Here is a 12,552-nt window from a genome sequence, read left to right on the forward strand (position 1 = left end):
TTTCTTTGGTCGATTTACGGCTTACAGAATGACGGTCTTATTGCCATAAACGAAGACTTTGTCTTCGATCACTTGGCTCAGTGCATTACTCAGCACGGTTTTCTCTACGTCACGACCCGCTTTCACCATGTCTTCTGCACTGAAGGTGTGGTCGACATGTTTCACGTTCTGGTCGATGATTGGACCTTCATCCAAATCGTTGGTCACGAAATGTGCCGTAGCACCAATGATTTTCACGCCACGTTCCCACGCCTGATGATAAGGGCGTGCGCCGATGAATGCGGGCAGGAAGCTGTGGTGAATGTTGATGATTTTACGAGGGAAACGTGCAACGAAGTTTGGTGTCAGCACACGCATAAATTTTGCCAGAACAATATGGTCCGGTGCATACCCTTCGATGATGTCGATGATTTGGTTTTCATGCGCTTCACGTTCCAAGCCTTCGTGGCTCACAAAGTGGAACGGAATATCGAATTTTTCCGTTAATGCGGCCAGCTTATCGTGGTTACCAATTACGGCGGCAATGTCCACATCCAAAGAACCGTCATAGGCTTTCATCAGGATGTCACCCAGACAATGTGACTCTTTGGTCACCATGATCACCACACGTTTACGGCGACTGGTGTCAACGAGATTGCGGTGGCTGCCTGCCGGGAGCGACTGATCGATATCCATCAGGAAGGTTTCATCATTGAAAATCCCTTCCAGTTCAGTACGCATGAAGAACTGACCGGTACTGTGGTCAACGTACTCATTGTTATGGATGATGTTGAGTTGGTGTTTGTAACAGATGTTGGTGATCTTGGCGATGAGGCCTTGAGCGTCAGGGCAGTCCGTCAGCAGGATTTTTCTTTCCATAGAAACGTATTACTCGTGATGAATTTTAATTTGCTATTCATCACGTTTTACTCTGAATTGGCCTCAAGGTCAAAGACTTGACGGTGAGGCTCTGCATGTCTGGCGATAAGCGGGGATTGTTGGCATAATGCAATCCTTTCAAATACTGTATAAATGACCAATGATTTCGAAGGTTTTCTCCACCACAGGTGCGTTGGCTCGAGCGATAAAGGGCTTCCAGCCACGCCAGCCACAGACCGACATGGCGTTGTCAGTTGAGCGTTCAATCAAAAACCAAACTCAACTTGTGGTCGAGGCTGGGACGGGTACCGGTAAAACTTATGCTTATCTGGTGCCTGCGCTGCTCAGCGGAAAGAAAACCATTGTCAGTACAGGTTCGAAAAATCTTCAGGAACAGTTGTTTCACCGTGATCTGCCATTAATGGTCGACACCCTCGGCTTCTCAGGTCGTGTTGCCTTGCTGAAAGGGCGTGCAAACTACCTTTGCCCAGAACGCTTGAGCCGGCAGATGATTGAGAGTCACGACGGTCACGCCGATCCGACGCTGCTCAGCCAGTTAGTAAAAGTACGCAGCTGGTCTTCAGAAACCAAAACCGGCGATTTGGGCGAATGCGATGATTTGGCAGAAGACAGCCCAATCATCCCCACAATTACTTCGACCAACGACAACTGCCTGGGTAAAGAATGCCCAAGCTATGAAGACTGTTTTGTCGTGAAGGCCCGCAAGCGCGCCATGGATGCAGATTTGGTGGTCGTGAATCACCATCTTTTCTTAGCCGATCTGGCAATCAAAGAGACAGGGTTTGGTGAGCTGATCCCGGAAGCGGAAGTGTTTATCTTCGATGAAGCGCACCAGATCCCCGATATCGCCAGCCAGTATTTCGGCCAGAGTCTTTCCAGTCGTCAGCTTCAGGAGCTAGCCAAAGACATCAACATTGCGTATCGCACTGAACTTCGCGATACCAAACAGCTTGAGAAAGTCGCTGATCGCCTCTCTCAATCGGCATCGGATTTGCGCATTGTACTGGGCGAGCCAGGCTTTCGTGGTAACTGGCGTGAAATAAGCACTTCTCCGGCGGTAGCAAGGGAGCTGGTGCGTTTGACCGACGCACTAGAGCTTGCCCATGACGTGATGAAGCTGTCATTGGGTCGAAGCCAGTTGTTGGATGCCGCCTTCGATCGCGCTACTTTATTTAAAGCCAGACTTGAGCGGGTAAAAGATACCTCTATCCCTGGCTATTCCTATTGGTACGAATGCAGCCGCCATCATTTCAGTCTGAACATCACACCATTGTCCGTGGCTGAAAAATTCCGCGAGCAAATTCAGCAGCAGGAAGGGGCGTGGATATTTACCTCTGCAACGCTCGCGGTGAACGATGACTTCAGTCACTTTAGCAACCGCTTGGGTTTAGAGCCCACAGAGCAGTTTACCCTGCCTAGTCCATTCGATTACGAATCTCAGGCGATTCTCTGTGTTCCACGCTTTTTGCCAGAGCCAAACAGCTATGGCTTGGCTGACAAGCTGGTGGACATGCTTAAGCCAGTGATTGAGCAAAACAACGGACGCTGTTTCTTCCTTTGTACGTCACATCAAATGGTGCGTGATTTGTCTGAGCGTTTCCGCGAATTGTCAGACTTGCCCGTATTGGTGCAAGGGGAAATGTCGAAACAGAAACTGCTCGCTGAATTTTTAGAGCTGGGTAATGCGCTTTTGGTTGCCACAGGTGCCTTCTGGGAAGGCATAGACGTTAGAGGGCAGGCGCTGAGCTGTGTTATTATCGACAAATTGCCTTTTACTGCGCCGGATGATCCGCTGCTCAAAGCACGGATTGAAGATTGTCGCCTTCAGGGCGGCGACCCGTTTTCCCAGGTTCAAATCCCTGATGCAGTGATCACCCTCAAGCAGGGAGTTGGTCGACTCATCCGTGATAGAAACGATCATGGTGCGCTTATTATCTGTGATAACCGCTTGGTAAGCAGAAATTATGGTGAAACCTTCCTGCGCAGCTTACCGCCAATCCCGCGAACGCGTGATCTGGCAAAAGTCAGCGAATTTCTCGCTGAAATAGATACGAACAACCAGTCTGCAGAATCGTCTGCAGCGTCAGAGGTATAAATGGCTTCTAAGATCCTTGCCGTCGATACGGCCACTGAAAACTGCTCCGTCGCTCTGAAGGTGGGGAACGACATTATCGCGCGTTGTGAAATGGCACCGCGTGAACACACCACGAAAATCCTGCCTATGGTCGATAGCGTATTGGCTGAAGCGGGCTTAAAGCTGAACCAGTTGGATGCGCTGGCGTTTGGTCGTGGTCCAGGCAGTTTTACCGGTGTGCGTATTGGTATTGGTATCGCTCAGGGTCTAGCATTTGGAGCAGGCCTGCCAATGGTCGGTGTATCCACGCTGGCTGCAATGGCGGAGCAAGCTCATCGTAAACAGCAGACCACACACGTGCTGTCTACCATCGATGCACGCATGAATGAAATCTATGCAGGTGGCTATGTACGCCTTGAAAACGGCGATTGGGAAACAGTCGTCGAAGAAGCAGTACTGCCTCCTGAAATGTTCAAGCCAGAATTGGCAGAAGGTGAGTGGTTTGTAGCAGGAACGGGCTGGCAAGCTTACCCTGATCTGCAAGGCCAGCTACACTTGTCAGTAAGCGACAGCGGTGTGTTGTATCCTGAATCGCAGGATATGTTAATCCTTGCTCATCATGCGTTTGCGCGTGGAGAGGCAGTGGATGCAGAACATGCCAGCCCGGTATACCTTCGTGATACTGTGGCATGGAAGAAAATACCAGGTCGCGAATAGTTATCTAAAGCTAACCGATAAGGTCTTTCATGGTTTCAATACAGGGATTACCACAGCAGATACAGCGTCCAGGAAAAGCTGGACGCAAACCCGCGCAGAAGAAGGAGGAGGCCCGTGATGTCTCCGAGCCTTCCGTGGTGGCAAAAGCGGTATCCCGTGGTATTCGAAACCCTGAAATGGCGGAAGATGCCTTTCAAAACATTCATTATGATTTACCCGATGGGCGTAGCCGCCATGCGCTGGCGTCTTATATGGATGTAAAAAACCAGGCCCGTCGTGAAGAACTTATCGCCATGTTCGGCGTAGATGTCTTCGTTTAAGTAACTCCTCGTACCACTTGGTCTGCACTCTCTGTGGTAGGCTTCGCGCGCTCTCAAACGGTCCAATATGACATTACAAGAAAAAAAATATGCAGTGAGATTTGGCGATCTCGCCGCGCAGGTTTATCTGACCGAGCGAAACACGCCGACTCTTCTGATGTTGCATGGGTGGCAAGATAATAGCGGAAGCTTTGCGCCACTCGCCCCGCAGCTCAGCGAGCACTTTGATTTGGTCATGCCAGATTGGCCCGGGCACGGTTATTCCGACCATAAAGGTGCCGACAGCTTCTATCCCTTCTTTGATTATGTGGACGACCTGCACCAACTGATCCTTCAGTTGGGCGACAGGCCGATCTATCTGGTCGGGCATTCGTTGGGCGCATTGGTAGCGTCTTGCTGGAGTGCTGCTTTCGCTGAAAGGGCGAAAGGGTTGGTGATGATAGAAGCGCTTGGCCCAATGTCTGAGCGTGAAGATAAAGTCGTCGAAAGGCTGAAACACGGCGTTGAAAGCCGCGAGAATATGAAGTTGCCTCGTGACTTACCCTCGCTGGATGCGGCGCTGAAACTTCGCCGGGGTATCAACAAAGTCAGCATTGAAGATCTGACACCCTTGGTTACGCGCGGCATTGAGCAAGTAGGCGATATCTGGCGCTGGCGTCATGATGCCAAGTTGAAGACGGAATCGATTTACCGGATGTCGACACATCATGCTGAACATTTGGTCCGTGGTATTGAATGTCCGGTGATGGCGATTATTGGCGAAGACGGTTATCCGGAACTTCGTAGCCCCATGGCTGAAAAACGTAAGGCGTGGTTCAAGAACCTGACCGTAGAAATGGTAGAAGGTACACATCACTGCCACCTTCAGAGTCAGGCGAAAACGGCGTCTCTGATCATTGATTTTGTGACCAAGCTACATCTCACAGCGCTTAGCGATGTTAATTGAATGTTACTTCTGGTCTAATTGCGAGTTAAAACACTCGTTTGAATTTATTGCGTCTGTCGTGGGCCTTTTCTGCCTGCGGTAAAAAATAGGAGAGATCAAGTGGATAAGGTTTGGCTTAACCGCTACCCATCAGATGTACCAGCGGAAATCTCACCGAACATGTACCCATCACTGGTAGAGATGTTCGAAAAGTCGGTGCAGAAATATGCTGATCAGACTGCCTTCATTAATATGGGGCAGGTGATGACCTTCCGTAAGCTGGAAGAACGCAGCCGTGCTTTTGCAGCTTACCTGCAAAACGATCTTGGCCTTAAAAAAGGCGACCGCGTGGCTGTCATGATGCCAAACCTGCTGCAATATCCGATTGCGCTGTTCGGTATTCTGCGTGCTGGCTGCGTAGTGGTAAACGTTAACCCGCTGTACACCCCTCGTGAACTCGAGCATCAGCTGAATGACTCAGGTGCGACCGCGATTGTTATCGTGTCGAACTTTGCGCATACGCTGGAAAAAATCGTCGATAACACCAGTGTGCGTCACGTTATTCTGACCAGCCTTGGCGACCAACTGCCACGCGCCAAAGGAACCATCGTTAACTTCGTGGTGAAGTACATCAAGAAGATGGTGCCGAAATACAATCTGCCACATGCGACTTCTATGCGCCTTGCATTGAAGCGCGGCCGCCGTATGCAGTACGTGAAGCCGTTTATGACCGGCGATGACATTGCTTTCCTGCAGTACACCGGCGGCACCACAGGCGTGGCGAAAGGGGCGGTTCTGACCCACAACAACATGCTGGCGAACCTGAACCAGGCGAAAGCTATGTATGCGCCTGTCTTGAAAGAAGGTCGTGAGTTAGTGGTCACTGCGTTGCCGCTTTACCACGTATTTGCGCTGACTGTTAATGGCTTACTGTTTATCGAAATGGGTGGCCAAAACCTGTTGATCACAAACCCGCGCGATATTCCTGCATTTGTGAAAGAGCTGAAACAGCATCCGTTTACGGCAATCACTGGCGTAAACACTCTGTTCAATGCGCTGCTGAACAATGAAGACTTCCATGAGTTGGATTTCAGCAATCTCAGCCTGACAGTTGGCGGTGGCATGGCGGTTCAACGTGCCGTGGCTGAAAGCTGGATGAAGCTGACGGGTAAACACCTGCTGGAAGGTTACGGCCTGACCGAGTGTTCTCCGCTGGTGGCGGCGTACCCGTATGATCTGAAAGAGTACAACGGCTCTATCGGTTTGCCTGTGCCGTCAACCGATGTCCGCATCGTTGATGAGGAAGGCAACGTGCTGCCAAACGATCAGATTGGTGAGTTGCAGGTGAAAGGTCCTCAGGTCATGCAGGGTTACTGGCAGCGTCCAGAAGCAACCAAAGAAGTGATTACCGAAGACGGTTGGCTTTCAACGGGCGACATCGTCAAATTCGACGACGACGGTTTCCTGCACATTGTTGACCGCAAGAAAGACATGATTCTGGTGTCTGGCTTCAACGTTTATCCAAACGAAATCGAAGATGTTGTCGCACTGCACGGTAAAGTGTTGGAAGTTGCGGCAATCGGCCAGCCACACGAAACGTCTGGTGAGATCGTGAAGATCTGTGTGGTGAAACGCGATCCAAGCCTGACGAAAGATGAGCTTCTTGCGCATTGTCGTGAACACCTGACGGGTTACAAAGTGCCTAAGGTGATCGAATTCCGCGAAGATCTGCCGAAAACCAACGTCGGTAAGATTTTGCGCCGCGCTCTTCGTGAAGAGCAGGACGCCAAAAGCGCAGAAGCATAATCGGACATGCGTCGAGTCGCTTAAGCGCGTACAATAGGTAGTAACTAAACTACCTATGCCTTTGAAAACATGCTGGCTCAGGCCGGCATGTTTGTTTTCTGGGCTCAAAGATTGAACCCGGAACCTAAATGTGGATGACAGCGTGAATTTTGACATTGTAACTGAGCTATCCCAACTCGAACGTGTGTGTGAGAGAGCACGCCAAGTGCCAGCAGTGATGCTGGATACCGAATTCGTTCGTACCCGCACACTCTATCCGCGCCTTGGTCTTATCCAGCTTTATGACGGCGAAACGCTGTCCTTGATTGACCCGATTGAGCTGGAAGACATGTCGCCACTTTGGGCGTTACTGACGGACGAGTCGGTGGTAAAAGTGTTACACGCATGCAGTGAAGACCTGGAGGTCTTTCATCATCATGCGGGTGTGATGCCTACGCCAATGGTCGATACCCAAATCATGTCGGCATTCTTGGGTTATGGTCTGTCGACGGGCTTTGCAACGCTAGTGGACGAGTATCTCGAGGTGACCTTGGATAAAGGTGAGGCCAGAACAGATTGGTGTGCTCGCCCGCTAAGTGAAAAGCAACTCGAGTATGCTGCTGCCGACGTTTACTACCTGTTACCACTCTATAATCTGCTTGCGAAACGCATCACCGAAGAAGGCTGGGAAGAGGCGGTGAAGCAAGAATGTGCGCTGATGGTAAGCAAACGCGGCAAAACCCCGGAGCCAGAAAAAGCCTACCTTGATATTAAAAATGCATGGCAACTGCGTCCGAAACAACTGGCTGTGCTGCAAAAGCTCGCGAGCTGGCGATTAAGAGAAGCGCAGCGCCGGGACTTGGCGTTGAACTTTGTGGTGAAAGAGCTGCACCTCTGGAAAATGGCGCGTTTTAACATTCGTTCATTGGACAAAATGGTGGATGAAGGCTTTGACCGATTTGAGATTGAACGCCACGGCAGCCGCCTGATTCGCATGGCGCGGGAGGCGGATAAAACGCCTGTTGCTCATTATCCTGAAGAGATTCAGCGTCTTGTCGATATGCCGGGCTACAAACAGGCAGTGAAAAACATCAAAGAACAAACCAACGCAGTCGCCGAGCAACTGGGCATGGTGCCTGAATTCATCGGGTCGAAAAAGCAAATTCACCAGGTGCTTAAATGGGCGTGGATGAATGACCGGAATCCAGACAAAGCACCGGATATTCTCTCGGGTTGGCGTAAGCCGTATCTGGAAGAAAAAGTGTTGGCAGTTCTGGATAAATAATCCGAACTCTGAAATAAGAAAAACCGGCGATTTCGCCGGTTTTTTCATTTATACCGATCAGTAACTATGTCGGTTACTTGTCTTCCGGCAGAGTAACGTTGAGCTCGAGAACAGACAAATCGTCATCACGTTGTTCAAGAGCTACAGATACCTGCTCAGGGGAGATATCCACGTATTTGCGGATAACCTCAAGGATGTCTTGCTTCAGCTGGGGTAAGTACGTTGGCTCAGCACTCCCTGCGCTGCGGCGTTCTGCAACGATGATCTGCAGACGCTCTTTAGCAAGCGATGCGGACGTCTTCTTCTTTGGACGGAAAAACTCCAGCAGTGCCATGAATTACCCTCCGAACAGTCGCTTCAAAAAGCCTTTCTTCTCTTCCTCCAGGAAGCGGAAAGGACACTCGTTACCCAGCAGACGGGTGATGGCGTCGCTGTATGCCAGACCTGCATCAGACTCCTGATCCAGAATCACTGGCTCACCTTTATTCGACGCGTGCAACACCGAAGGGCTTTCTGGGATAACACTCAGTAGCGGTATGCGCAGGATTTCTTCGACGTCTGCGACGCTCAGCATCTCACCACGTGCAACACGCGCTGGGTTGTAGCGGGTCAGCAGCAGGTGAGTTTTCACTGGCTCTTCGCCGTTCTCAGCGCGGCGAGATTTAGAATCCAGGATGCCCAGAATACGGTCTGAGTCACGAACAGACGAGACTTCAGGATTAGTTGTGACGATGGCTTCATCGGCAAAGTAAAGCGCCATCAGTGCGCCAGCTTCGATACCTGCTGGAGAGTCACAGATGATGAAGTCGAAATCCATCGCCTTCATATCTTCCAACACGCGGGCCACGCCTTCTTTGGTCAGGGCATCTTTATCGCGGGTTTGGGACGCAGGCAGGACAAACAGGTTTTCAACGCGTTTGTCTTTGATCAGTGCCTGATGGAGGTTGGCCTCGCCGTTGATGACGTTAACAAAGTCATAAACCACGCGACGTTCACAGCCCATGATGAGATCTAGGTTACGCAGACCAATATCAAAGTCGATAACAGCGGTTTTCTTCCCCGACAGCGCAAGGCCGGTAGCAATGGCAGCGCTTGAGGTGGTTTTACCCACGCCGCCTTTGCCAGAAGTGATTACGATAATTCGAGTCATTCCTCAGTCCTTTGGAAAGTTAGAGTGTGAGGTGTTCAATGTTCAATGAGTCGTCTTGCAGCGAGACTTTCACCGGACGGGCAGCGTACTGCTCCGGGATGGTTTCGCTGAGCCAGTATGTGCCTGCAATGGAAAGCAGCTCGGATTGTAGGTTCTGGCAAAAAATGTGGGCTTCTTTTTGTCCGCTTGCGCCAGCAATGGCACGTCCGCGGAGCACGCCGTAAATATGAATACTGCCATCAGCAATAATTTCCGCACCAGCGCTGACATGGTTCAGCACGACCAAATCAGCATTCTTGGCATAAACCTGCTGGCCGGAGCGAATCGGCGTGGTGATAACTTTTGTTGGGGTTTGAATAGGGTCGTTAACGCGTACGGCTTGTTTGGCGGGGTTCATCACCGCCAATCCAGCGAGTTTTGCGGCGTCACGTACCTGATTTTGCTTGCAACCTGTGACTCCAACAACCAGCATACCAGTCTTTTCGACGGTGGCTTTCAGCTGGAAGAAGTCAGGCTGGGAGTGAAGTCGGGAGATGTCGACAACAACAGGAGCACCGTCGAAAAAAGCGGGTGCCTGGCTCACTTTGTCAGACAGCACTTGCATTGCGCCATCCAAATCATCGTCCATTAAATGGAGCACAGAAAGAGTAAACGAACTGCCTTTGAGTTCAGCGTTTTTTGTCATTCGGGTAGTTATCCAGCTGGCACGGTATTGTTGGATTTGACAACACTAACGTGGATTTTCGTCACCCAATTTTTCCGGTGGCGGACAAATTTTATTTGTGTGCCATTTTCAGGAGGAAGAAAGCGGGTTTCGTGCATTATCAGACAGTGTTCTGCATGGTATATTCATGGCATCTTTGCGGCAAGCATCAACGCTGATTGTGCTGCTTTAATCGCCGATTTCATTGCGATTTTCTAAGCCATTTCTCTAAATTGGGAACAGCGCAAAAAACGTTTGCTGCAAACTGACATGAATAGTGAGAGGTACAAGGTGTATTGCGCAATTTATAAGAGCACGAAAAAGGAATCGACCTATCTTTACGTAAGCCGTAAGGATGATTTTTCAGACGTGCCTGAACAATTGTTACAAACTTTCGGGAACCCGCAGTTCGTTATGATGGTCAACTTAGACAAGCGCGAAAAGCTGGCAATTGCCGATATCAATAAAGTACGTGAAAACCTTAAAAATGATGGATTTTATCTGCAGCTTCCACCTGCACCAGATGCGGCGCTGCAGCACATTCGACAAAAAAACACCAAATTATAAAGGAGCGCTATGCGTAAGGGATTAATCTCGATCCTCATTGGGGCTGCGTTATCTTTGTCTGCACCAGCGATGGCTGAGAAGCAGAGTTTTGACAGCTACGTTGAGGGTTTGAAGAAAGAAAGTGTGGAAAGAGGTTATGACTCCACACTGATTGAACAGGCATTCAGTAATCTGAATTACCGTGAGCGAGCGGTAAAAGCTGATCGTAATCAGCCAGAAAAACGTTTAACACTGGACGAGTATATTCCGCGCGCAGTGCCAGATTGGAAAGTAGCGCAAGCGCGTGATCTATATAACAAGCACTACGATGATTTAAAGCGTATCGGTGAAATATACGGTGTTCAACCGAGGTTTCTTGTCGCCTTGTGGGGTGTAGAAAGTAACTTCGGTAAGTTCACTGGTAACTTCAACGTGATTGAAGCGCTATCAACCATGGCCTATGACGGTCGCCGTGAAGCCTTTTTCCGCAATGAGGTTTTTGAAGCCCTCTCTATTTTACAGCAAGGTCATATAGGCATCGATGAATTTAAAGGCTCTTGGGCTGGCGCTATGGGACAGTGTCAGTTTATGCCAAGCTCTTTTAATGCCTTTGCAGCTGATGGCAATAATGACGGCAAAAAAGATATCTGGAATTCTAAGCCTGACGTGTTCGCTTCTTCCGCTAACTATTTAAAGAATGCGGGATGGAATGATGAATATACCTGGGGACGCCAAGTTATCATTCCAAAAAACCTCGACAACGATTTGTCAGGTTTGAGTCAGGATAAAGCAAAAACTTTGGCTGAATGGCAAGCACTTGGCGTACGACGTATGAATAATGCTTCGCTGCCTAATGTCGACATTAAAGCGTGGCTAATTCAGCCTGATGATGAATATGGCCGAAGCTATTTGGTTTATGGCAATTATCAAAGCTTGATGAAGTGGAACCGTTCTCACTACTTTGCGTTAGCGGTGAGCCACTTAGCTGATCGTATTAAATTTGGCTGAGATAAGTAGTAAATAGGAACGCGCGCGCTATGCGCGCTTTTTTGTATCTGGTCTTGGTGTCTTGAGAGGCGTCGTTTTACCTCAGGCACAAAAAAAGGAGCAAACTGCTCCTTTTCGTAATGATAGTTTTCTATCGTAGTATTAGATGTGATCCAATTAGATCAGGAAGTCTTCTACTTTACCACCAGCTTCAATAGCGTCTTTGATAACTTTTGGTGTACGACCCTGACCAGTCCAAGTTTTTTCTGAACCGTCTACGTCAGTGTATTTGTATTTCGCTGGGCGTGCTGCACGCTTAGATTTTGGCTTAGTACCGCCAAGCGTTGCCAGAAGTTCTTCTGGGTCAATACCGTCTTTGATCAGCATTTCACGATATTTCTCAAGCTTCTCAACGCGCTCTTTTTCCGCTTCACGTGCTTCTGCTTCGGCTTCTTCACGCTCGCTAACTACTGCTTGTAGTTTTTCCAGCGCTTCTTGTAGTTGTTCCAGAGTAAGTTCACGCGCAACGGCACGCAGGCTGCGCAGGTTTAACAATACTTTCAGTGCATCAGACATTATGCCAATCCTATTCTCTCGTTATGTAATATTTATTGCTTCACTAAGAGTAGCAAGAATAAATAATTCTTTGCAATATTTAATAAATAAGTTTCCCGCTTATTAGATATCTATTTTAATTAAAGTGCAAATTTAATATTAATCTGCCCTTTGATTTCATAGAAAACCCCTCCTTAATCGGTAGGCTGTACAATAAATCCGTCATACTTGTGTGAGTTTATGTGCGGAAAGAATAACCAAATCGTAAAATGTATCCAGTTTGTAACCATGTTGAGCTTGGTGTGTAAAACTTTTTATCTTTGTATTGCAAATAGACCAATGTCACATAAAATACGCTAGCTTTATGCTCAAACGGGCTTACTTTGTATATGTTTACCGGTGCAAAAACCGTCAATCGTATAAAAAGGTTTGAGTTGATACACGTAGAGGTGCGCGGTTTATCAGTAGTTTGTCTTAGGGTGATGCCAGTGAGGACAAATGAAAGGAGATAGCGCCGAAGTAGAATGTCGCTTATCTGGGGACTCTGCTGGGGTTGTGACCGAACAGGCACAACACTGCCATAGTATTGGGATTTAACTATGGAGCGCTACTGTAGGATTTAACGA

At 48.9% G+C, this 12,552-nt stretch carries 13 protein-coding genes and 1 riboswitch; of the genes, 8 read left to right on the forward strand and 5 right to left on the reverse strand.

From position 1 onward, the window contains the following. Window positions 1–21 precede the first annotated feature (21 nt). Window positions 22–858, reverse strand: a complete 837-nt coding sequence (purU, locus tag QL223_RS05780; protein ID WP_281544166.1) for a formyltetrahydrofolate deformylase — start codon at window positions 856–858, stop codon at window positions 22–24. A 160-nt stretch (window positions 859–1,018) separates the two neighbouring features. On the opposite strand from purU, the gene QL223_RS05785 reads away from it, so the two are divergent. The 6 genes from QL223_RS05785 (at window position 1,019) to rnd (ending at window position 7,985) form a co-directional block, all read left to right on the forward strand. Next, on the forward strand, window positions 1,019–2,974 hold the full coding sequence (locus QL223_RS05785; RefSeq protein WP_046305744.1) for an ATP-dependent DNA helicase: 1,956 nt from the start codon (window positions 1,019–1,021) through the stop codon (window positions 2,972–2,974). After that, window positions 2,975–3,670 (forward strand): tRNA (adenosine(37)-N6)-threonylcarbamoyltransferase complex dimerization subunit type 1 TsaB, encoded by a 696-nt coding sequence (gene tsaB, locus QL223_RS05790; RefSeq protein ID WP_281544167.1) that lies wholly within the window; start codon window positions 2,975–2,977, stop codon window positions 3,668–3,670. Between the two features lie 29 nt (window positions 3,671–3,699). Continuing rightward, the gene (locus QL223_RS05795) at window positions 3,700–3,990 is read left to right on the forward strand and encodes a hypothetical protein (protein WP_002539544.1); all 291 of its coding nucleotides are present in this window, start codon (window positions 3,700–3,702) and stop codon (window positions 3,988–3,990) included. Window positions 3,991–4,057: 67 nt separating this feature from the next. Next, window positions 4,058–4,936 carry an alpha/beta hydrolase gene (locus QL223_RS05800; RefSeq protein WP_002539543.1) on the forward strand — a complete coding sequence of 293 codons (879 nt, stop codon included), beginning with the start codon at window positions 4,058–4,060 and terminating at the stop codon, window positions 4,934–4,936. A 99-nt stretch (window positions 4,937–5,035) separates the two neighbouring features. After that, a complete protein-coding gene (gene fadD, locus QL223_RS05805) occupies window positions 5,036–6,721 on the forward strand; it encodes a long-chain-fatty-acid--CoA ligase FadD (RefSeq protein WP_002539541.1) in 1,686 nt (561 codons plus the stop codon). 142 nt (window positions 6,722–6,863) lie between these two features. After that, a complete protein-coding gene (rnd, locus tag QL223_RS05810; RefSeq protein ID WP_281544168.1) occupies window positions 6,864–7,985 on the forward strand; it encodes a ribonuclease D in 1,122 nt (373 codons plus the stop codon). 73 nt (window positions 7,986–8,058) lie between these two features. Here the strand turns inward: rnd and minE are convergent, their stop codons facing one another. Genes minE through minC form a run of 3 tightly spaced genes read right to left on the reverse strand, consistent with a single transcriptional unit; the run spans window position 8,059 to window position 9,820 of the window. Next, window positions 8,059–8,319: a cell division topological specificity factor MinE gene (gene minE, locus QL223_RS05815; RefSeq protein ID WP_002539539.1), complete on the reverse strand. Its 261-nt coding sequence runs from the start codon at window positions 8,317–8,319 to the stop codon at window positions 8,059–8,061. A 3-nt stretch (window positions 8,320–8,322) separates the two neighbouring features. Further along, window positions 8,323–9,135: a septum site-determining protein MinD gene (gene minD / locus QL223_RS05820; RefSeq protein ID WP_002539537.1), complete on the reverse strand. Its 813-nt coding sequence runs from the start codon at window positions 9,133–9,135 to the stop codon at window positions 8,323–8,325. Window positions 9,136–9,154: 19 nt separating this feature from the next. After that, window positions 9,155–9,820, reverse strand: a complete 666-nt coding sequence (gene minC, locus QL223_RS05825; protein ID WP_281544169.1) for a septum site-determining protein MinC — start codon at window positions 9,818–9,820, stop codon at window positions 9,155–9,157. A 309-nt stretch (window positions 9,821–10,129) separates the two neighbouring features. On the opposite strand from minC, the gene QL223_RS05830 reads away from it, so the two are divergent. Continuing rightward, on the forward strand, window positions 10,130–10,405 hold the full coding sequence (locus QL223_RS05830) for a YcgL domain-containing protein (RefSeq protein ID WP_039850128.1): 276 nt from the start codon (window positions 10,130–10,132) through the stop codon (window positions 10,403–10,405). 9 nt (window positions 10,406–10,414) lie between these two features. Beyond that, on the forward strand, window positions 10,415–11,392 hold the full coding sequence (locus QL223_RS05835) for a lytic murein transglycosylase (RefSeq protein ID WP_281544170.1): 978 nt from the start codon (window positions 10,415–10,417) through the stop codon (window positions 11,390–11,392). Window positions 11,393–11,548: 156 nt separating this feature from the next. On the opposite strand, the gene QL223_RS05840 is transcribed toward QL223_RS05835, so the two are convergent. Beyond that, window positions 11,549–11,947, reverse strand: coding sequence for an H-NS family nucleoid-associated regulatory protein (locus QL223_RS05840; protein WP_002539529.1), 399 nt, complete (start codon window positions 11,945–11,947; stop codon window positions 11,549–11,551). A gap of 415 nt (window positions 11,948–12,362) precedes the next feature. Continuing rightward, window positions 12,363–12,544, forward strand: a riboswitch (Lysine riboswitch). Window positions 12,545–12,552 lie beyond the last annotated feature (8 nt).

It is taken from the genome of Grimontia sp. SpTr1 (genome assembly GCF_947387585.1).
GTDB lineage: Bacteria > Pseudomonadota > Gammaproteobacteria > Enterobacterales > Vibrionaceae > Enterovibrio > Enterovibrio indicus.

Excerpts from the sequence above, each read along its gene's own strand:
- QL223_RS05795 (WP_002539544.1), top strand. The coding sequence starts at position 3,700 with ATGGTTTCAATACAGGGATTACCACAGCAGATACAGCGTCCAGGAAAA.
- QL223_RS05800 (WP_002539543.1), top strand. The coding sequence starts at position 4,058 with ATGACATTACAAGAAAAAAAATATGCAGTGAGATTTGGCGATCTCGCC.
- QL223_RS05840 (WP_002539529.1), bottom strand. The coding sequence starts at position 11,947 with ATGTCTGATGCACTGAAAGTATTGTTAAACCTGCGCAGCCTGCGTGCC.
- minC (WP_281544169.1), bottom strand. The coding sequence starts at position 9,820 with ATGACAAAAAACGCTGAACTCAAAGGCAGTTCGTTTACTCTTTCTGTG.
- QL223_RS05835 (WP_281544170.1), top strand. The coding sequence starts at position 10,415 with ATGCGTAAGGGATTAATCTCGATCCTCATTGGGGCTGCGTTATCTTTG.
- QL223_RS05785 (WP_046305744.1), top strand. The coding sequence starts at position 1,019 with ATGATTTCGAAGGTTTTCTCCACCACAGGTGCGTTGGCTCGAGCGATA.
- minE (WP_002539539.1), bottom strand. The coding sequence starts at position 8,319 with ATGGCACTGCTGGAGTTTTTCCGTCCAAAGAAGAAGACGTCCGCATCG.
- minD (WP_002539537.1), bottom strand. The coding sequence starts at position 9,135 with ATGACTCGAATTATCGTAATCACTTCTGGCAAAGGCGGCGTGGGTAAA.
- purU (WP_281544166.1), bottom strand. The coding sequence starts at position 858 with ATGGAAAGAAAAATCCTGCTGACGGACTGCCCTGACGCTCAAGGCCTC.
- tsaB (WP_281544167.1), top strand. The coding sequence starts at position 2,975 with ATGGCTTCTAAGATCCTTGCCGTCGATACGGCCACTGAAAACTGCTCC.